Consider the following 19,851-nt stretch of genomic DNA (forward strand, 5'->3'; position numbering starts at 1 on the left):
CGGACGGACCGTCAGAGCCCCGGCGCGCCCCAGACCGGGAACCAGCGGGAGAGGTCCTTCTCCAGCCGCAGGTCGTTCCCCAGCGCGGCGTTGACCTGCAGCTCCAGCGGACTGTTGCGGCGCTCGCCGCCGCCGGGCATCGGGGCGAACGGGTAGAAGGTGCCGCGCTTGTACAGGTAGACCAGCGCCAGCGGCTGCCCCTGCGCGTTACGGAAGGCGACCAGCGAGCAGAGCAGCTGCGGCCCGAAGCCGTTCGCCTCCAGCTCGCTGTTGACCGCGTGCAGGTCGTTGACCAGCTCCGGCAGCTCCTCGGGCGAGTGCCGGGCGAGCAGCCAGGAGTAGCCGTAGCCGTCCTTGGAGGCCTCGACGGGGACGCCGCCGCGCGCGGTGTCGGCGTCGAGCAGGGCGCGGACCTGCTGTTCGACCTGGACGAAGGCCGCGCCCTCGACGGCCGCGAAGCAGACCGCGCCGAGCCCGGTGGGCAGGAACCCGGCGGCGGCCTCCAGGGTGAGGGCGGCGGACGGCACGCCGAACAGCTGGTCGAGGTCGGGCTTGACGGGCTTGCTGCGGCCGAACAGGGTGTCCAGGAATCCCACGGCGGTCCTCTCGTGTGCCGGTGTTCGTGTGCCGGTGCGGTCAGCGGCCGAGCTGCTCGGAGATCCTCGCGAGCTGCTCCAGCCGCTTCTCCAGCGTCGGGTGGGTGGAGAACAGCTGCGAGGCGGTCTCCCGGGCGCTCAGCGCGGGGGCGAAGTAGAAGGCGTTGTACGGCTGGGACTTGCGCAGGTCCTCGGTGGGGATGGCGGCGATCTGCCCGGTGACCTTGGTGAGGGCGGAGGCGAGGGCGCTGGGCCGGCCGGTGAGCTGGGCGGCGGCGCGGTCGGCGGCGAGCTCGCGGTAGCGGGAGAGCAGCCGGGTGAGCAGGAAGCTGATGGCGTAGACGACCATCGACACCAGCGGGATGACCAGGGCCGCGATGGCCGCGTTCTGGTCGTTGTTGTTGCGCCCGCCGCCGCCCATGAACCCGCCGTACAGGGCGATCCGGGTCATCGCCCCGGCGAGGACGCCGAGGAAGCCGGCGATGGTCATCACGGCGACGTCCCGGTGGGCGACGTGCGACAGCTCGTGCGCGAGGACGCCCTCCAGTTCCTCGGGCTCCAGCCGGCGCAGCAGGCCGGTGGTGACGCAGACCACGGCGTTCTGCGGGTTGCGGCCGGTGGCGAAGGCGTTCGGCATGTCGTTGTCGGCGACCGCCACCCGGGGCTTGGGCATGTCGGCGAGGGCGCAGAGCCGGTCGACGGTGCCGTGCAACTGGGGATACTGCTCGGGGCTGACCGGGCGGGCGCCCATCGCCCGTTCGGTGATCTTGTCGCTGAACCAGAACTGGGCCACGAACAGCCCGCCGGAGATCAGGACGATCAGCGGCCAGGCGCCGCGCAGCAGCGCGATCAGCAGACCGGTGAATCCGACGTACAGCAGCCCGATCACGAACATGGTGGCGACCATGCGGCTGGTCAGGCCGCGGTCGGGGGCGAACCGGGTGTGCTGACCCGAGCTGGTCATCGCTTGCTCCTCCCAACGCCGTCGCTTTCGATGCTGCCACCCGGACGGCCGCCGGGCACCACCCGCGCGCGGGTCGTGTCGCGCCGGCCGGGCGGAACTGCGGGCAGGATCACCCCCGCCGGGCCGTTCCTGCGGTCGGACCCGGGCCGTACACTGGCAGGTACGGTTCTGGCACTCGCGTGTTCAGAGTGCCAGGATCAGGGTCCTTCGCCGGAGCGGCCCGCAGCATCACAGACGGACAACGTGCGAAGACGGAGGTGCGTGCCCATGGCCGGTGAGGTCCGCCAGCTGGACGAGCGCAAGCTCGCCGTGCTGCGCGCCATCGTCCAGGACTACGTCGGCACCGAGGAGCCGGTCGGCTCCAAGGCGCTGGTGGAGCGGCACAACCTCGGCGTCTCCCCGGCGACGGTGCGCAACGACATGGCGGCGCTGGAGGAGGAGGGCTACATCCACCAGCCGCACACCAGCGCCGGGCGCATCCCCACCGACAAGGGCTACCGGCTGTTCGTCGACCGGCTGGCCGAGGTCAAGCCGATGAGCGCCCCCGAGCGCCGGGCGATCCGGCACTTCCTGGACGGCGCCGTCGACCTGGACGACGTGGTCGCGCGCACCGTGCGGCTGCTCGCCCAGCTGACCCGTCAGGTGGCCGTCGTCCAGTACCCGTCGCTGTCGCGCTCGACGGTGCGGCACATCGAGCTGGTGGCGCTGGCCCCGGCGAAGGTGATGCTGGTGCTGATCACCAACACCGGCCGGGTCGAGCAGCGGATGGTGGACTGCCCGGGCGCGGTCGGCGAGACCCTCCTGGCGGACCTGCGGGCCCGGATCAACGCGCGGGCGGCGGGCCAGCGCCTGCCGGACGTCCCGGGGCTCCTGGAGGAGCTGCCGGGCCTGTTCGAACAGGCCGACCGGCCGGCCGTCAGTACGGTCCTGGCGACGCTGTTCGAGGCGCTCGCCGAGCAGAACGAGGAGCGGATCATGCTGGCCGGCACGGCCAACCTGACCCGCTTCGGCCACGACTTCCCGCTCACCATCCAGCCGGTGCTCGAAGCCCTGGAGGAGCAGGTCGTCCTGCTCCGCCTCCTGGGTGAGACCGCGGACGCGGGGATGACGGTCCGGATCGGCCGGGAGATCGCGTACGAGGGGCTGAATTCCACCTCGGTCGTGTCGGTCGGCTACGGTTCGGGCGACGAGAGCGTGGCCAAACTGGGAGTGATCGGTCCGACCCGGATGGACTACCCGGGCACAATGGGGGCGGTGCGGGCGGTGGCACGGTACGTGGGCCAGATCCTGGCCGAGTCGTAGCACAGAGCCGGCGTTAGGAGTTTTAACGGCCGGCGACCAGTCGCAGCACTATCTACAGGCGGAACAAGCGGAGCATTTGGTGGCCACGGACTACTACGCGGTACTCGGCGTCCGACGGGATGCGGGGCAGGACGAGATCAAGAAGGCGTTCCGGCGCCTGGCGCGCGAACTGCACCCGGACGTCAACCCGGACCCGAAGACGCAGGAGCGGTTCAAGGAGATCAACGCCGCCTACGAGGTGCTCTCCGACCCGCAGAAGCGCCAGGTCTACGACCTCGGCGGCGACCCGCTCTCCCCGGGCGGCGGCGGTGCGGGCGGCTTCGGCGCCGGCGCGGCGGGCTTCGGCTTCTCCGACATCATGGACGCCTTCTTCGGCGCCGCGGCCGGCCAGCGCGGCCCGCGCTCGCGCACCCGCCGCGGCCAGGACGCCATGATCCGGCTGGAGATCACCCTGGAGGAGGCCGCGTTCGGCACCACCAAGGAGCTCCAGGTCGACACCGCCGTCACCTGCACCACGTGCAGCGGCGAGGGCGCGGCCCCCGGCACCTCCGCGCAGACCTGCGACATGTGTCGCGGCAAGGGCGAGGTCTCCCAGGTGACCCGGTCCTTCCTGGGCCAGGTCATGACCTCCCGCCCCTGCCCGCAGTGCCAGGGCTTCGGCACCGTCGTGCCGACCCCGTGCCCGGAGTGCGCCGGCGACGGCCGGGTCCGCGCCCGCCGCACCCTGACGGTCAAGATCCCGGCCGGTGTCGACAACGGCACCCGCATCCAGCTGGCCGGCGAGGGCGAGGTCGGCCCCGGCGGCGGCCCGGCCGGCGACCTGTACGTCGAGATCGCCGAGACCACCCACAGCGTCTTCCAGCGCCGCGGCGACGACCTGCACTGCACCGTCACCATCCCGATGACGGCCGCCTCGCTCGGCACCCAGGTGCCGCTGCAGACCCTGGACGGGCTGGAGGAGGTCGACATCCGGCCCGGCACCCAGTCCGGCCAGTCGATCCCGCTGCACGGCCGCGGCATCACCCACCTGCGCGGCGGCGGCCGGGGCGACCTGATAGTGCACGTCGAGGTGCAGACGCCCACCAAGCTCGACGCCGAGCAGGAGGACCTGCTGCGCCGGCTCGCGGTGCTGCGCGGCGAGGAGCGGCCGTCCGGCCAGTTCGCGCCGGGCCAGCAGGGGCTGTTCTCGCGCCTGAAGGACGCCTTCAACGGCCGCTGAGTCCTGCTCGTCGTGAGGGGTGCCGGGGGGAGACCCCCGGCACCCTTTCCGTGTTCCCACCCACCCGGAGGTACCCCGTCATGACCGCGCCCGTCTTCGTCGTCGAGACCGAGCGGATCGCCGCCGCCGCGCCCGGCTCGGTGGTGCGCCTGGACGGGCCGGAGGGGCGGCACGCGGCCGCGGTGAAGCGGCTGGCGGCCGGCGAGGCGGTGACGCTGGCGGACGGGCTGGGGCTCGGCGTGGACGGGACGGTCGCCGAGGTGCTCGGCAAGGACGCGATCGACGTGACGGTGGCCGCCGTGCGCCGCGAGCCGCGGCCGGCGCCGCGGATCGTGGTCGTCCAGGCGCTGCCGAAGGGCGACCGCGGCGAACTGGCCGTGGAGACCATGACCGAGGTCGGCGTGGACGCGGTGATCCCCTGGTCGGCCTCGCGCTGCATCACCCAGTGGAAGGGCGAGCGCGGCGCCAAGGCCCTCGCCAAGTGGCGGGCCACCGCCCGGGAGGCGGGCAAGCAGTCCCGCCGGCTGCGCTTCCCCGAGGTGGGCGACCCGATGACGACCCGCCAGCTGCTGCCCGTGCTGGCCGGGGCCGCGTTCGCCGCCGTGCTGCACGAGGAGGGCGCCGAGCCGCTGGCGCACGCCGCGCTGCCGGAGGACGGCGACGTGGTGCTGGTGGTCGGCCCGGAGGGCGGCGTGTCGCCGGAGGAACTGGCGGCCTTCGCCGAGGCGGGCGCGAAGCCGTACCGGCTCGGCCCCTCGGTGCTGCGCACCTCGACCGCCGGGGTGGCGGCGGGCGCGCTGCTGCTGGGGCGCACCGGCCGCTGGTCCTGAGCGGCCCAGCTCCCGAGCGCCGGGCGCGTCTGCCGAAATCCCGGGCGGGCGGGCGGTGCGGCTGCCTACGCTGGCCGGGTGACGGACTCCCTCAGCACCTCCACGGGCGCCTATCCGCGCCACCCGCACCTGCACGGTGACCTGCTCACCTTCGTCGCCGAGGACGACCTCTGGCTCGCCCCGCTGGACGGCGGCCGGGCCTGGCGGCTGACGGCCGATCACCTGCCGGCGCACCACCCCCGGTTCTCCCCGGACGGGCGGCACATCGCCTACACCTCCACCCGTGACGGCGCCCCCGAGGTGCACGTGGTGCCGGTGGACGGCGGCCCGTCCCGGCGGCTCACCCACTGGGGCAGCGACCAGACCCGGGTGCTCGGCTGGACGGCGGACGGCCGCCCGATCGCCGCCACCACGGCCGGCGAGGCCGGCCTGCGCCGCACCTGGGCGCACGCCGTGCCGCTGGACGGCGGCGCGCCGCGCCGGCTGCCGTACGGGCCGGTCGGCGGGCTGGCCTTCGAGCCGGGCGGCGACCGCGTGCTGCTGGTCACCACCAACAACCGCGAGCCGGCCTGGTGGAAGCGCTACCGGGGCGGCCGGGCGGGCACCCTGTGGCTCGGCCGGGACGGCGAGGAGTTCGCCCGCGTCCACGCGGAGCTGGACGGCCAGCTCGACTCCCCGATGTGGGTCGGCGACCGGATCGCGTTCCTGTCCGACCACGAGGGCGTCGGCGAGCTGTGGTCCAGCCTCCCGGACGGCTCCGACCTGCGCCGCCACACCACCGACCCGGACGGCTTCTACGCCCGCGGCGCCACCACCGACGGCACCCGGGTGGTCTTCCACCGGGCCGGCGAGGTCTGGCTGCTGGACGACCTGGAGGGCGCCGAGCCGCGCCGCGCGGACGTCCGGCTGGCCGGCCCCCGCACCGGCCGCCGCCCCCGCCCGGTGCACGCCGCGCACTGGCTGGAGACCGTCTCGCCCGACCGCACCGGCCGGGCCAGCGCCGTCGTGGTGCGCGGCGGCGTGCACTGGCTGACCCACCGCGAGGGCCCGGCCCGGGTGCTCGACGAGACCCCGGGCGTGCGCGGGCGGCTGGCCCGGGTGGTGCCGGGCGAGGACGGCGCCCAGGGCGTGCTGTGGGTGTCCGACGCCGAGGGCGAGGACGGGCTGGAGTTCATCCCGGCCGTGCACGACGCCGAGCGCCGCCGGCTCGCCGCCGGGCAGCTGGGCCGGGTCAACTCGCTGGCGGTCTCCCCGGACGGCAAGCAGGCCGCGCTCGCCGTGCACGACGGCCGGGTGCTGCTGGTGGCGCTGGCCGACGGCGCCGTGCACGAGCTGGACCGCAGCCGGGACGGCGAGGTCACCGGGCTGGTGTTCAGCCCGGACTCGGCCTGGCTGGCCTGGTCCCGCCCGGTGCACGGCCTCGGCGCGTACTCGCTGCGCCAGATCGCGCTGGCGAACCTCGCCACCCGCACGGTCGGCGAGGCCACCCAGCCGCGCTTCGTCGACACCTCGCCGGCCTTCACCGCGGACGGCCGCTACCTGGCCTTCCTGTCGGTGCGCAACTTCGACCCGGTGTACGACGCGCACGGCTTCGACCTGGCCTTCCCCGGCGGCTGCCGCCCGTACCTGGTCACGCTGGCCGCCGACACGCCCTCGCCGTTCGGGCCGCAGCGGTCCGGGCGCCCGCTCGGCGGGGAGGAGGACGAGCCGCACGCCCGGAAGGCGGACGGCGAGGAGGGCGCGGCCGAGGCCGCACCGGTGACCAGGGTCGACCTGGACGGCATCGCCGACCGGATCGTGCCCTTCCCGGTCGAGGGCGGCCGCTTCGGCCGGCTGCGCGCCGCCCGGGACGGCGTGCTGTGGACGCGTTCCCCGCTGCTCGGCGAACTCGGCGACGACGCCGCCTCGTTGGAGGACCAGCGGCCCCGGCCGGTGCTGGAGCGGTTCGACCTGAAGAAGCGCCGCGTCGAGCAACTGGTGCACGGACTCGACGACTTCACGGTCAGCGGGGACGGCACCCGGGTGGCCGTGCTGGACGAGGGCGAGCTGCGGATCGTCCCGGCCGACCACAAGGCGGGCGGCGAGGACGACGAGACCGCCGTCGACCTCACCCGGCTGCGGGTGACCGTCGACCCGGCCGCCGAGTGGCGGCAGATGTACGCCGAGAACGGCCGGCTGATGCGCGACAACTTCTGGCGCCCGGACCTGAGCGGCGTCGACTGGGCGGGCGTGCTGGAGCGCTACCGGCCGCTGGTCGAGCGGGTCGGCTCGCACGACGAACTGGTCGACCTGCTCTGGGAGGTGCACGGCGAGCTCGGCACCTCGCACGCCTACGTGGCGCCGTACGGCCGCTACACCGAGCCCGCCCGCCGGCAGGGCCTGCTCGGCGCCGACCTGGTCCACGACGGCGGGCAGTGGCGGATCGCCCGGATCCTGCCCGGCGAGTCCTCCGACCCGCGGGCCCGCTCGCCGCTGGCCGCGCCCGGCGCCGCGATCCGCCCCGGCGACGCGATCCTCGCCGTCAACGGCCGCCCGGTGGACCCGGTCACCGGCCCGGCGCCGCTGCTGGCCGGCACCGCCGGGCAGCCCGTCGAGCTGACCGTGGCCGGCAAGGACGGCACCGACCGGCGCCACCCGGTCGTCGTCCCGCTCGCCGACGAGGAGCCGCTGCGCTACCACGACTGGGTGGCCGGGCGGCGGGCCGCGGTGCGCGAGCTGTCCGGCGGGCGGCTCGGCTACCTGCACATCCCCGACATGCAGGCGGCCGGCTGGGCGCAGCTGCACCGCGACCTGACCACCGAGATGGCGAAGGAGGGCCTGGTCGTCGACGTCCGGGAGAACCGGGGCGGCCACACCTCGCAGCTGGTGATCGAGAAGCTGGCCCGCCGGATCGTCGGCTGGACGTTCGCCCGGGACCTCGCCCACCCGGTGCCGTACCCGGCGGACGCGCCGCGCGGGCCGGTGGTCGCGCTGGCCAACGAGATGTCCGGCTCGGACGGCGACATCGTCAACGCGGCGATCCAGGCGCTGGGCATCGGCCCGGTGGTCGGCACCCGGACGTGGGGCGGGGTGATCGGCATCGACAGCCGCTACCAGCTGGTCGACGGCACCCTGGTCACCCAGCCCAAGTACGCGTCCTGGCTGGAGAACTACGGCTGGGGCGTGGAGAACCACGGCGTCGACCCGGACGTCGAGGTGCCGTGCGCCCCGCACCACTGGGCGGCGGGGCAGGACCCGCAGCTGGCCGAGGGCGTGCGGATCGCGCTGGAGGCGCTGGCCGCGACGCCGGCCCGGACGGCGCCGCCGGCTCCCTGGGAGTAAGGGGTCACCCGGGGTGGGAAGTCGGCGGGACCGACTTCCCACTCCGCGCTGTGAGTAGGATGCGGGGCTGTTCTTGATCCAGATCGTGTGATCGACAGTCACGGGGGAGCACATGTCGCAGGGCTATCCGCCGCCGCAGCAGCAGCAATACGGCTACGGTCCCAATCCGTACGCGCAGCAACCGCAGCCGCAGCCGTACCCGCCGCAGCAGCCGCAGCCGTACCCGCCGCAGGGGTACCAGCAGCCGCAGCAGCCCTACCCGCCGCAGGGGTACGAACAGCCGTACCCGCAGCAGCAACAGCAGCCCTACCCGCCGCAGGGGTACCAGCAGCCGCAGCCGCAGCCGTACGCGCAGCCGCAACAGCCGTACCCGCCGCAGGGCTTCCCGCAGCCGTACGCGCAGCCCGCGCCGCCGGAGTGCCCGGAGGAGGCGTACGCCGGGCGGCGCTTCCTGGCGATCGTGCTCGACTTCCTCCTCGCCCTCGTGGTCGGTTTCGCCGCCGCCCTCGCCGACGACAAGACCGCCGAGCACGCCAAGCCCGTGGCGCACGCCGGTCACCTCGCGACCCAGAGCCCGGTGGTGCCCTTCTGGGTGGCGTTCATCGGCGTCGGACTGCTCACCTCGTTCCTCAACCAGGTGGTGCTCGCCCGGCTCACCGGCTTCAGCGTGGGCAAGGGCATCCTGGCCATGCGGGTGGTGCGCCGCAAGCACGTCCAGCGTCCCAACATGTGGCGGCTGACGCGGCGTTGGCTGATCGGTTTCGTCTTCCTGGCGGTCAACCTCATCGACGACGACTTCGACCTCTGGGAGGGGGACGTCGTCGGCATGCGCTCGGTGCGCTGGAAGCACCTGCGGGAGTACGAGCAGGCGGTCGGGCGGCTCGGCTAGGCTGCGCCCGTACGGACCAGAGCATCCCGCGAACCGAGGAGAGACCGATGGCCGGCGAGCCGCAGCCCGACTGTGTGTTCTGCAAGATCGTGGCGGGCGAGATCCCCGCGACGGTGGTGCGCAAGACCGAGCGCACCCTCGCCTTCCGCGACATCGCCCCCAAGGCCCCCGTGCACGTCCTGGTCATCCCGCACGTCCACTACGCGAACGCCGCCGAGCTGGCCGCCGCCGAGCCGGGGATCGCCGCCGAACTGCTCGCCGAGGCGGGCGCGGTGGCGAAGGACGAGGGCCTGCGGGACTACCGGCTGATCTTCAACACCGGTGCGGGCGCCGGGCAGACCGTCTTCCACGCGCACGTGCACGTGCTCGGCGGCACGTCCATGACCGAGCGCATGGTCTGACGTGTCCCAGCGCGAACTCGTCGTCCTCGGCACCGCCAGCCAGGTGCCCACCCGGCACCGCAACCACAACGGCTACCTGCTCCGCTGGGACGGCGAGGGCCTGCTCCTCGACCCCGGCGAGGGCACCCAGCGGCAGATGCTGCACGCCGGGGTCACGGCGACCCAGATCACCCGGATCGCCGTGACCCACTTCCACGGCGACCACTGCCTGGGCCTCGCCGGGGTGATCCAGCGGATCAACCTCGACCGCGTCCCGCACCCGGTCGACGTCTACTTCCCGGCCTCCGGCGAGGTCTACTTCGAGCGGCTGCGGCACGCCACCGCCTACCACGAGACGGCGGTGCTGCGCCCCCGGCCGATCGACGAGCCCGGCCCGCTGCCGGCCCCCGGCGCCCGTTTCGCGCTGGACGCCGTCCGGCTCGACCACCCCGTCGAGTCCTTCGGCTACCGGCTGTCCGAGCCGGACGGCCGCCGGCTGGTGCCGCAGCGGCTCGCCGCGCTCGGCGTGTCCGGCCCGGCGGTGGGCCGGCTGCAGCACGAGGGCGCGGTCGAGGTGGACGGCCGGACGGTCACCCTGGACGAGGTCAGCGAGCCGCGGCCGGGCCAGAAGTTCGCCTTCGTGATGGACACCCGGATGTGCGAGGGCGTCCACGCGCTCGCCGAGGGCGCCGACCTGCTGGTCGCCGAGGCGACCTTCGCTGACGCCGACGCCCGCCTCGCCGAGGAGCACGGCCACCTCACCGCCGGGCAGGCCGCCAAGGCCGCCGCCGAGGCGGGCGTGCGCACCCTGGTGCTGACCCACTTCTCCCAGCGCTACCCGGACCTGGGCCAGCACCTGGCGGACGCCCGCAAGCACTTCGACGGGGAGCTGGTGCTCGCCGAGGACCTCGCCCGGGTGCCCGTCCCGGCCCGCCGCCCGTGATGGTGACGGCCGGGCCGGAAGGCCGCGGCCGGACGGAAAAGGGCTCGCGCCGCTCCGCGATCTGCCGCAGCATCGTCGGGTGCGGCCCCGCCGCCCGCCGCGGCGATCACGCGCGCGGCGTACCCTGGTGCCCCGGAGAGACCGAGCGGCACACGAGACCACGGATGGGATGAGGCAGGCCCCAGGGCCGACCCATGAGTGACACATCGCAGACCCGTACCAACGGACGGTCGCGGCCCGAGCCGGCCGACGACGGTCGCGTGAGCGCCCGGATCGTGATCCCCGAGAAGCACCCGATGGTCACCCTGCTCGGCACGGCGGACTCGCTGCTGCGCGTGATCGAGCACGGGTTCCCGGCCGCCGACATCCACGTCCGCGGCAACGAGGTGACCGCCACCGGGGACCGTGCCGAGGTCGCCCTCGTGCAACGCCTGTTCACCGAGATGATGCTGGTGCTGCGCACCGGCCAGCCCCTGACGGAGGACGCCGTGGAGCGCTCCATCGCCATGCTCCGCGAGGAGGGTCCGGACGGCCCGGCGCCGTCCGAGGTGTTCACCGCGAACATCCTCTCCAACCGGGGCCGTACGATCCGCCCGAAGACGCTCAACCAGCAGCGCTACGTCGACGCGATCGACAAGCACACGATCGTGTTCGGCCTCGGCCCGGCCGGCACCGGCAAGACCTACCTGGCGATGGCCAAGGCCGTGCAGGCCCTGCAGGCCAAGGAGGTCAACCGGATCATCCTGACCCGGCCGGCGGTCGAGGCGGGGGAGCGGCTGGGCTTCCTGCCCGGCACCCTCTACGAGAAGATCGACCCGTACCTGCGCCCGCTCTACGACGCGCTGCACGACATGATGGACCCGGACTCCATCCCGCGCCTGATGGCGGCCGGCACCATCGAGGTCGCCCCGCTCGCGTACATGCGCGGCCGCACCCTCAACGACGCCTTCATCATCCTGGACGAGGCGCAGAACACCTCGCCCGAGCAGATGAAGATGTTCCTCACCCGCCTCGGGTTCAACTCCCGGGTGGTGGTCACCGGCGACACCAGCCAGATCGACCTCCCGGGCGGCACCCGCAGCGGCCTCAAGGTCGTCCAGGAGATCCTGGCCGACGTGCCCGACATCCACTTCTCCGTCCTCACCAGCACCGACGTGGTCCGCCACAAGCTGGTCGGCCGGATCGTGGACGCCTACGAACGCTGGGACGCCCGGCAGGAGGCCGAGCAGAACGCCCCGCTCGACCGCAAGCCGGCCCAGCGCCGCCCCGGCAAGGCCGCGGCGGCCCGCGCACCCCGACAGTCCCACCGCACCGAAAGCTGAGCACCCAGCCCCTCATGTCCATCGATATCGCCAACGAGTCCGGCTGGGAAGCGGACGAGGAGGCCATCCTCGACGTCGCCCGCTTCGCCCTCGACCGGATGCGGATCCACCCGCAGTCCGAACTGTCCGTGATCCTGGTGGACGGCGCGGCGATGGAGGAGTTGCACATCCAGTGGATGGACCTGCCCGGTCCGACCGACGTGATGTCCTTCCCGATGGACGAGCTGCGCCCCGGCAAGGACGGCGAGGAGCTGCCGCAGGGCCTGCTCGGCGACATCGTGCTGTGCCCCGAGGTCGCCAAGCAGCAGGGCGAGGCGGCCCCCTCCAAGCACTCGATGGACGAGGAGCTGCAGCTGCTCACCGTCCACGGCGTGCTGCACGTCCTCGGCTACGACCACGAGGAGCCCGAGGAGGAGGAGGAGATGTTCGCCCTCCAGAAGCGCATCCTGGACGACTGGCGGGCGGGCAAGGGCCTCGGCGGCATCTCCCCGGCCCCCACCACCCACTGAGCGCGGGGCCCGAACTCCTGTGAGTGGTGAGAGTACGAGCTTCATCCTCGGCGCCGTGGCGCTGGTCGTGCTCGGCTGGTTGGCCGCGTGCGCCGAGGCGGGCCTGTCCCGGGTCTCCCGGTTCCGGGCGGAGGAGGCGGTCCGCAACGGGCGGCGCGGCTCCGCGCGGCTGCTGACCGTCGCCTCCGACCCGATCCGCTACCTCAACCTGGCGACCCTGATCCGGGTCGCCAGCGAGATGGCGGCGGCCGTCCTGGTCACCGCGGTGTGCGTGCGCAACCTGCACCCGACCTGGCAGGCCGTGCTGCTGGCCTTCGGCGTGATGGTGCTGGTCTCGTTCGTCGCGGTCGGGGTCTCGCCGCGCACCATCGGGCGCCAGCACCCGCTCACCACCGCGACCGCGGCCTCCTTCGTGCTGCTGCCGCTGGCCGCGGTGCTCGGCCCGATCCCGCGGCTGCTGATCCTGCTCGGCAACGCGCTGACCCCGGGCAAGGGCTACCGGGAGGGGCCGTTCGCCTCCGAGGCGGAGCTGCGGGCCCTGGTCGACCTCGCCGAGAAGGACGACCTGATCGAGGACGAGGAGCGCCGGATGGTGCACTCGGTCTTCGAGCTCGGCGACACCATCGTCCGCGAGGTGATGGTGCCGCGCACCGACCTGGTGATGATCGAGCGGCACAAGACCGTCCGGCAGGCGCTCACCCTGGCGCTGCGCTCGGGCTTCTCGCGGATCCCGGTGGTCGGGGACAACGAGGACGACGTGGTCGGCATTGTCTACCTGAAGGACCTGGTGCGGCGCACCCACATCAACCGGGACGCCGAGTCGGAGGAGGTCGGCGCGGTGATGCGCCCGGCCGTCTTCGTCCCGGACTCCAAGCCGGCCGGCGACCTGCTGCGCGAGATGCAGCAGCGCCGCTCGCACGTCGCGATCGTGATCGACGAGTACGGCGGCACCGCCGGGCTGGTCACCATCGAGGACGTCCTGGAGGAGATCGTCGGCGAGATCACCGACGAGTACGACCGGGAGATCGCGCCGATCGAGGACCTGGGCGACGGCTCGTACCGGATCACCGCCCGGCTGCTGGTGGAGGACCTGGGCGAGCTGTTCGGGATCGAGCTGGAGGACGAGGACGTCGAGACCGTCGGCGGCCTGCTGGCCAAGCACCTCGGCCGGGTGCCGATCCCCGGCTCGGCCTGCGAGATCCCGCTGCCGGAGGGCGCGGGGGACGGCGACGGCCTGACCGGCATCCTGCTGACCGCCGAGTCCTCGGCCGGGCGGCGCAACCGGATCGGCTCGATGGTGGCCACGCCGGTGCGCGGGTCGGCGGACGACGGGGGCGGGCCGGGCGAGTAGCGGGTGGCCGCCCGCCGCGCGACCATGGAGGGCATGACGCACAAACTTCGCGCGGAGTACGGCCCGCAGGGGGCGGCCGGCGGAGTCTCGACCTGGCACGTGGTGCGGGACGAGGACCCGTCGACGGCGCTGTGCGGCCGGACCATGGCCGACGACGCCGAGACCCGGCCCGAGCAGGAGTGGGGCACCGGGCTGAGGTGCTGCCAGCAGTGCGGCTCGCTCTACATGCACGAGACGCCGCACATGCAGGGGAGCCACCCTTACAGCTAGCCACGGTTGGATCATGGCCGAGCTCTGGAGGTCGCCATGAAGCTGCACGACGAACTGCCCACCGTCGGTACCCGGCTCGCCATGGTGTGGCGGATCGGGGCGGGGCTCGGGGGGATCTTCCTGATCGTGTTCGGGATCCTGGGGCTGACCGACCACCCGGGCTTCCTGGCCACCCACGGCGACCGGATCGCCGGGCTGTCGACCAACGGGGCGCTGAGCATCCTGTCCATCGTGGCGGGCGCGGTCCTGGTGGCCGGGGCGGTGATCGGCGGGAACTTCGCGTCCAACCTCAACATGGTGGTCGGCGTGCTGTTCGTGCTCTCCGGCTTCTACGGGCTGACGGTGCTCGGGCGGCCGGACGCCAACATCCTCAACTTCCGGATGTCCAACGTGCTGTTCGCGTTCGTGTTCGGGGTCGTGGTGACGACCTTCGGGATGTACGGCCGGGTCAGCAGCCACCTGCCGCACGACAACCCGTTCTGGCGCGAGCGGATCGAGAAGGAGGAGGACCGGCCGTCCGGTGCCGCGAAGACCTTCGTCAAGGTCCTCAACCCGAACCCGGGGCGGACCCACCCGGTCGGCCACTGAGCGGTGGGGCGGGCCGCCTATGCTCGGCGGCATGAGTGACAGCGTCGAACTCGACCCCGAAGACAAGAAGATCATCACCCTGGCCCGCTCGGCCCGCGCCCGCAACGGCGTCCCCGAGGGGGCCGCGGTGCGTGACGAGACCGGCCGCACCTACGTGGCCGGGACGGTCGCCCTGGAGTCGCTGCGGCTGAGCGCGCTGCAGACGGCGGTGGCGATGGCGGTGGCCAGCGGCGCCAAGTCGCTGGAGGCGGCGGCCGTGGTGAGCGAGGCGGAGCAGCCGGCCGAGGCGGACCTGGCGGCCGTCCGGGACCTCGGCGGGGCCGGGACGCCGGTGCTGCTGGCCGGCCCGGACGGGACGCTGCGGGTGTCGGTCGGGGCCCGCTGAGGCCGTACCGCGGGCATCGCCCCGTCGCCCCCATAGGCTCAGCGGATAATCTCACCGGAAGTGGTTCGGTGAGGGGGCTGGGGACATGGGGGCGTTGGCGTTCTTCGCCGGGCTGCTGCTGTTCGTGATGGGCATGGGCAAGTGGCAGGAGACCGGCTCGCCGTTCTGGCTCTGGGGCTCGGTCGCCTACCTGGTGCTGCTGGTGGTGTTCTCGCTCACCGGGAAGAGCGGCGGGAAGGGCGGCGGGAAGGGCTGAGCGCCCCCGGTGCCGGGCCCGGGGGCCGGGCCTGGGCGGCGGCGCTCCGGTGATCAGGGAGAATGGAGTCCATGACTGCCCCTTCCTCCTTCCGCTCCGGGTTCGCGTGCTTCGTCGGCCGTCCCAACGCGGGCAAGTCGACCCTGACCAACGCCCTGGTGGGGACGAAGGTCGCGATTACCTCCGACCGCCCGCAGACCACCCGGCACACCGTGCGCGGCATCGTGCACCGCCCGGACGCCCAGCTCGTGCTGGTCGACACCCCCGGTCTGCACAAGCCGCGCACCCTGCTCGGCGAGCGCCTGAACGACCTGGTCCGCACCACCTGGGCCGAGGTCGACGTGATCGGCTTCTGCCTGCCCGCCGACCAGAAGATCGGCCCCGGCGACAAGTTCATCGCCAAGGAGATCGCCGAGATCAAGAAGACCCCCAAGGTCGCCATCGTCACCAAGACCGACCTGGTGGACTCCAAGCGGCTCGCCGAGCAGCTGATCGCGATCCACCAGCTCGGCATCGAGCTCGGCTTCGAGTGGGCCGAGATCATCCCCGTCTCGGCGGTCGGCGACAAGCAGGTGTCGCTGGTGGCGGACCTGCTCACCAAGCTGCTGCCGGAGGGCATGCCGCTCTACCCGGACGGCGACCTCACCGACGAGCCCGAGCAGATCATGGTCGCCGAGCTGATCCGCGAGGCCGCGCTGGAGGGCGTCCGGGACGAACTGCCGCACTCGCTGGCCGTCGTGGTCGAGGAGATGCTGCCGCGCGAGGACCGGCCGGCGGACCGCCCGCTGCTGGACATCCACGCCAACGTCTACATCGAGCGGCAGAGCCAGAAGGCGATCGTGATCGGCGCCAAGGGCGCCCGGCTGAAGCACGTCGGCACGACCGCCCGCAAGCACATCGAGGCGCTGCTCGGCACCCCGGTCTACCTGGACCTGCACGTCAAGGTGGCCAAGGACTGGCAGCGCGACCCGAAGCAGCTGCGCAAGCTCGGCTTCTGAGCCGGCCTCTGAGCCGGCCTCTGAGCCGGCCTCTGAGCCGGCCTCTGAGCCGGCCTCTGAGCCGGCCTCTGAGCTGGCCTCTGAGCCGGCAACGCGCCGGTGCTGCGCGGGGGTTGCGGGTCACGCACCCTCGCGCAGCACCAGGGAGACCAGCTCGCGCTGCGAGTCGCTGAGCTTCGGGTCGGCGCAGTGCACCGTCCGGCCGTCGACGGTGATCTCGTAGTGGAAGCCGTCCGGCACCCCGTACGAGGGGGCGCGCAGGCCGCCCGCGACGGCCTCGCGGGCGAGGGCGTGGACGTGCGGGGCGTCCGTGCGGTCGGCGGTGTCGAGCTCCGCGTGGCGGACGATTCCCGCGAAGCCGCCGGTCCGGGTCACCTGGATGCGCATGGTGTCCATGGTGCTACCCGGGGGTGGGGGTTCGGGGCGGTTTTCCCGGACCGTGACCTTGGTTCCGGTTCGACACGCTATCGACGGCCGCAAGGCCCGGGAGGCAGGCCTCAGCCCGGGCTGACCCCCACCTGGGCCCAGGAGGCGGTCACGGTGTCGGCGATCGAGGGCTGGTCGGGGTAGCGGGCCTTGGCGGCGGCGACGGTGGCCCGGGCGAAGGCGGTGAAGTCGGCGTCGGCGGGCAGCCGGCGGCCGGTCAGCGCGTCGTACCAGATCCGCCCGGCGCGCTCCCAGGCCGGGCCGCCGAGGGCGGTGGCGAGCAGGTAGAACGCGTGGTTGGGGATGCCGGAGTTGATGTGCACCCCGCCGCTGTCCTCCGAGGTGTTGACGTAGTCGCGCAGGTGCGCGGGCTGCGGGTCCTTGCCGAGCCGGGGGTCGTCGTAGGCGGTGCCGGGGGCCTTCATCGAGCGCAGGGCGACGCCCTGGATGCCGGGGGCGAGCAGGCCGGCGCCGATCAGCCAGTCGGCCTGGGCGGCGTCCTGGTGCAGCGCGTACTGCTTGACGAGGGATCCGAAGACGTCGGAGACGGACTCGTTGAGCGCGCCGGGCTGGTCGTGGTACTCCAGGCCGGCGGTGAACTGCGTGACGCCGTGGGTGAGTTCGTGGCCGATGACGTCGATGCAGGCGGTGAAGTCGCCGAAGATCTCGCCGTCGCCGTCGCCGAAGACCATCCGGTGGCCGTTCCAGAAGGCGTTGTCGTAGTTCTGGCCGTAGTGCACGGTGGCGTCCAGGCGCAGCCCCTGGTCGTCGATGGAGCGGCGGCCGTAGGCGTCGGCGTAGAGCGCGAAGGTGGCGCCGAGGCCGTCGTAGGCGTGGGTGACGGAGTCGTCGGCGGTCGGGGCCTGGCCCTCGGTGCGGACGGTGCGGCCGGGCAGGCGCTGGGTGTGCCCGGCGTCGGCGATCACCCGACTGAGGGCCGGGCTCGCGGCGACGGGCGGGGGCGGGGCGAGGCGGGCCGCGCGGTGCGCGGCGTCGAGCGCGAGGGAGCGGACGGCGGGCTCGTGACCGGCCTCGGCGAGGCGGTCCAGGACGTACGGCGGGACGATCGCGCAGAGCGGCACTCCTGCTGTCATGCGGCCCAGGGTGAGTCATCGATGACCGGTTGTCACCACCTTTGGCATGACCATTTGTCGTCTCAAGGGGTGGAACGGTAGCCCGGATCACTTCGGGGGCGCGCGGGACTGGGTTACGCTGGGCTCCATCATGCGCAACGGGCTGCTTCTTCTTAGCTGCCGCGTCGAGGGCCTGTAGTCCCAAGGGGGCCGGCTCCCTCGCCGCGGGGAAAGAGCTGTGCGCGCACATCGGCGATCCAACGGCGGATCGCGAGCGGCACCGCAGAGGCCGGCCAATCGGTGTAGACCACCCCGAACCGCCCGCAGCACGCATCCACAGGAAGCCGAGAGTCACCTCCATGACCGAGCAGAGCTCCGCCGCGTCCGTCCCCGCCGCTCCCGCCTTCGTCGACCGGCCCACGCCGATCACCGCCGCCTCCGTGCGCCAGCAGCCCTCGGGCATGCGCTACGGCCGCTACCTGCCGTTCGGCACCGTCGACCTGCCGGACCGCACCTGGCCGAACGCCGTGATCACCAAGGCGCCGCGCTGGCTCTCCACCGACCTGCGGGACGGCAACCAGGCGCTGATCGACCCGATGTCGCCGGCCCGCAAGCGGATGATGTTCGACCTGCTGGTCCGGCTGGGCTACAAGGAGATCGAGGTCGGCTTCCCGTCCTCGGGCGCCACCGACTACGCCTTCGTGCGGTCGCTGATCGAGGAGGGGGCGATCCCGGAGGACGTCACCATCTCGGTGCTGACGCAGGCCCGCGAGGACCTGATCGAGCGCACGGTGCAGTCGCTGAAGGGCGCGCCGAGCGCGACCGTCCACCTGTACAACGCGACCTCGCCGCTGTTCCGCCGGGTGGTCTTCAAGGGCAGCAAGGACGACATCAAGGGCATCGCCGTGGACGGCACCCGCCTGGTGATGGAGTACGCCGAGAAGATCCTGGGCGACGAGACGGTCTTCGGCTACGAGTACTCGCCGGAGATCTTCATCGACACCGAGCTGGACTTCGCGCTGGAGGTCTGCGAGGCGGTGATGGACGTCTGGCAGCCGGGCGAGGGCCGCGAGATCATCCTGAACCTGCCGACCACCGTCGAGCGATCCACCCCGAACGTCTACGCCGACAAGATCGAGTGGATGTCGCGGAACCTGTCCCGCCGCGAGTTCGTCTGCCTGTCCAGCCACCCGCACAACGACCGCGGCACCGGCGTGGCCTCCGCGGAGCTGGCCGTCATGGCGGGCGCGGACCGGGTCGAGGGCTGCCTGTTCGGGCAGGGCGAGCGGACCGGCAACCTGGACCTGGTCAACGTCGCCATGAACCTGTTCTCGCAGGGCATCGACCCGCAGATCGACTTCTCCGACATCGACGAGGTGCGCCGCACCGCCGAGTACTGCAACCAGATGGAGGTGCACGCGCGCCACCCGTACGCCGGCGACCTGGTCTACACCTCCTTCTCGGGCTCGCACCAGGACGCGATCAAGAAGGGCTTCGACGCCCTGGCGGCGGACGCGGCGGCGGCCGGCGTGCCGGTCGGGGAGCACACCTGGGGCGTGCCGTACCTGCCGATCGACCCGAAGGACGTCGGCCGCACCTACGAGGCGGTCATCCGGGTCAACAGCCAGTCCGGCAAGGGCGGCGTGGCGTACGTGCTGAAGAACGACCACAAGCTGGACCTGCCGCGCCGGATGCAGATCGAGTTCTCCCGGATCATCCAGGCCAAGACCGACGCCGAGGGCGGCGAGGTCACCCCGGCCGAGATCTGGCGGGTCTTCGAGGACGAGTACCTGCCGACCACCGGCAACCCGTGGGGCCGGATCTCGCTGAGCGGATCGCGCACCCTGACCACCGAGGACGGGCGGGACGCGCTGATCGCCGGCGCCGTCGTCGACGGTCAGCCGGTCACCCTGACCGGTGTCGGCAACGGCCCGGTCTCCGCGTTCGCGGACGCGCTGGCGAAGATCGGCGTGGACGTACGCGTCCTGGACTACGCCGAGCACGCGCTGAGCGAGGGCGGCGACGCCCAGGCCGCCGCGTACGTGGAGTGCGCGGTGGACGGCAAGGTGCTGTGGGGCGTCGGCATCGACGGCAACACCGTGCTGGCCTCGCTGAAGGCGATGACCAGCGCCGTCAACCGCGCCCAGCGCGGGTAATTCGTCAGGGTGGCATGCGAAGGGTCGCCCTGCGGGGCGGCCCTTCGCCGGTTCCGGGCGGCGCCGGGGCCCT

Annotated in this window: 20 protein-coding genes; 16 read left to right on the forward strand and 4 right to left on the reverse strand. The window is 73.0% G+C overall.

Features of this window, described 5'->3' with window-relative positions:
• Positions 1–11 precede the first annotated feature (11 nt).
• A complete protein-coding gene (locus AB2U05_RS22540; RefSeq protein WP_369184064.1) occupies positions 12–596 on the reverse strand; it encodes a hypothetical protein in 585 nt (194 codons plus the stop codon).
• A gap of 40 nt (positions 597–636) precedes the next feature.
• On the reverse strand, positions 637–1,560 hold the full coding sequence (gene htpX, locus AB2U05_RS22545) for a zinc metalloprotease HtpX (protein WP_369184065.1): 924 nt from the start codon (positions 1,558–1,560) through the stop codon (positions 637–639).
• A 267-nt stretch (positions 1,561–1,827) separates the two neighbouring features.
• Between htpX and hrcA the strand changes: the two genes are divergently transcribed.
• The 15 genes from hrcA (at position 1,828) to era (ending at position 16,123) form a co-directional block, all read left to right on the forward strand.
• A complete protein-coding gene (hrcA, locus tag AB2U05_RS22550) occupies positions 1,828–2,862 on the forward strand; it encodes a heat-inducible transcriptional repressor HrcA (RefSeq protein ID WP_045693615.1) in 1,035 nt (344 codons plus the stop codon).
• A gap of 79 nt (positions 2,863–2,941) precedes the next feature.
• Positions 2,942–4,081: a molecular chaperone DnaJ gene (gene dnaJ / locus AB2U05_RS22555; protein WP_369184066.1), complete on the forward strand. Its 1,140-nt coding sequence runs from the start codon at positions 2,942–2,944 to the stop codon at positions 4,079–4,081.
• 80 nt (positions 4,082–4,161) lie between these two features.
• Positions 4,162–4,911, forward strand: coding sequence for a 16S rRNA (uracil(1498)-N(3))-methyltransferase (locus AB2U05_RS22560; protein ID WP_369184067.1), 750 nt, complete (start codon positions 4,162–4,164; stop codon positions 4,909–4,911).
• A 78-nt stretch (positions 4,912–4,989) separates the two neighbouring features.
• Positions 4,990–8,232 (forward strand): PDZ domain-containing protein, encoded by a 3,243-nt coding sequence (locus AB2U05_RS22565; protein WP_369184068.1) that lies wholly within the window; start codon positions 4,990–4,992, stop codon positions 8,230–8,232.
• 112 nt (positions 8,233–8,344) lie between these two features.
• Complete coding sequence (locus tag AB2U05_RS22570) at positions 8,345–9,121, forward strand: RDD family protein (RefSeq protein WP_369184069.1); 777 nt, start codon at positions 8,345–8,347, stop codon at positions 9,119–9,121.
• Between the two features lie 47 nt (positions 9,122–9,168).
• Positions 9,169–9,522, forward strand: coding sequence for an HIT domain-containing protein (locus AB2U05_RS22575; RefSeq protein WP_045693626.1), 354 nt, complete (start codon positions 9,169–9,171; stop codon positions 9,520–9,522).
• Between the two features lies 1 nt (position 9,523).
• Positions 9,524–10,444 carry a ribonuclease Z gene (locus AB2U05_RS22580; RefSeq protein WP_369184070.1) on the forward strand — a complete coding sequence of 307 codons (921 nt, stop codon included), beginning with the start codon at positions 9,524–9,526 and terminating at the stop codon, positions 10,442–10,444.
• 296 nt (positions 10,445–10,740) lie between these two features.
• Positions 10,741–11,766, forward strand: coding sequence for a PhoH family protein (locus tag AB2U05_RS22585; RefSeq protein WP_045693789.1), 1,026 nt, complete (start codon positions 10,741–10,743; stop codon positions 11,764–11,766).
• Between the two features lie 14 nt (positions 11,767–11,780).
• Positions 11,781–12,275, forward strand: coding sequence for an rRNA maturation RNase YbeY (ybeY, locus tag AB2U05_RS22590; RefSeq protein WP_045693630.1), 495 nt, complete (start codon positions 11,781–11,783; stop codon positions 12,273–12,275).
• A 55-nt stretch (positions 12,276–12,330) separates the two neighbouring features.
• Complete coding sequence (locus tag AB2U05_RS22595; protein ID WP_244178679.1) at positions 12,331–13,626, forward strand: hemolysin family protein; 1,296 nt, start codon at positions 12,331–12,333, stop codon at positions 13,624–13,626.
• 33 nt (positions 13,627–13,659) lie between these two features.
• Positions 13,660–13,896, forward strand: coding sequence for a hypothetical protein (locus tag AB2U05_RS22600; RefSeq protein WP_045693793.1), 237 nt, complete (start codon positions 13,660–13,662; stop codon positions 13,894–13,896).
• A 36-nt stretch (positions 13,897–13,932) separates the two neighbouring features.
• The gene (locus AB2U05_RS22605; protein WP_369184071.1) at positions 13,933–14,484 is read left to right on the forward strand and encodes a DUF4383 domain-containing protein; all 552 of its coding nucleotides are present in this window, start codon (positions 13,933–13,935) and stop codon (positions 14,482–14,484) included.
• 31 nt (positions 14,485–14,515) lie between these two features.
• Positions 14,516–14,869: a hypothetical protein gene (locus AB2U05_RS22610; RefSeq protein ID WP_045693795.1), complete on the forward strand. Its 354-nt coding sequence runs from the start codon at positions 14,516–14,518 to the stop codon at positions 14,867–14,869.
• An 85-nt stretch (positions 14,870–14,954) separates the two neighbouring features.
• Positions 14,955–15,125, forward strand: a complete 171-nt coding sequence (locus AB2U05_RS22615) for a hypothetical protein (RefSeq protein WP_157882014.1) — start codon at positions 14,955–14,957, stop codon at positions 15,123–15,125.
• Positions 15,126–15,196: 71 nt separating this feature from the next.
• Positions 15,197–16,123 (forward strand): GTPase Era, encoded by a 927-nt coding sequence (gene era / locus AB2U05_RS22620; RefSeq protein ID WP_045693635.1) that lies wholly within the window; start codon positions 15,197–15,199, stop codon positions 16,121–16,123.
• A gap of 120 nt (positions 16,124–16,243) precedes the next feature.
• Here era and AB2U05_RS22625 read toward each other — a convergent pair whose 3' ends face one another.
• Both AB2U05_RS22625 and AB2U05_RS22630 read right to left on the reverse strand, forming a co-directional pair.
• Entirely contained in the window at positions 16,244–16,510 is a 267-nt protein-coding gene (locus tag AB2U05_RS22625; RefSeq protein WP_045693797.1) for a protealysin inhibitor emfourin, read from the reverse strand.
• A gap of 110 nt (positions 16,511–16,620) precedes the next feature.
• A complete protein-coding gene (locus tag AB2U05_RS22630) occupies positions 16,621–17,643 on the reverse strand; it encodes a M4 family metallopeptidase (RefSeq protein WP_369184072.1) in 1,023 nt (340 codons plus the stop codon).
• Between the two features lie 338 nt (positions 17,644–17,981).
• Here AB2U05_RS22630 and leuA point away from each other — a divergent pair, with 338 nt between their 5' ends.
• Positions 17,982–19,778, forward strand: coding sequence for a 2-isopropylmalate synthase (gene leuA / locus AB2U05_RS22635; protein WP_045693639.1), 1,797 nt, complete (start codon positions 17,982–17,984; stop codon positions 19,776–19,778).
• Positions 19,779–19,851 lie beyond the last annotated feature (73 nt).

It is taken from the genome of Streptomyces sp. Y1, assembly GCF_041053115.1.
Classification (GTDB): Bacteria; Actinomycetota; Actinomycetes; order Streptomycetales; family Streptomycetaceae; genus Kitasatospora; species Kitasatospora rubellomurina.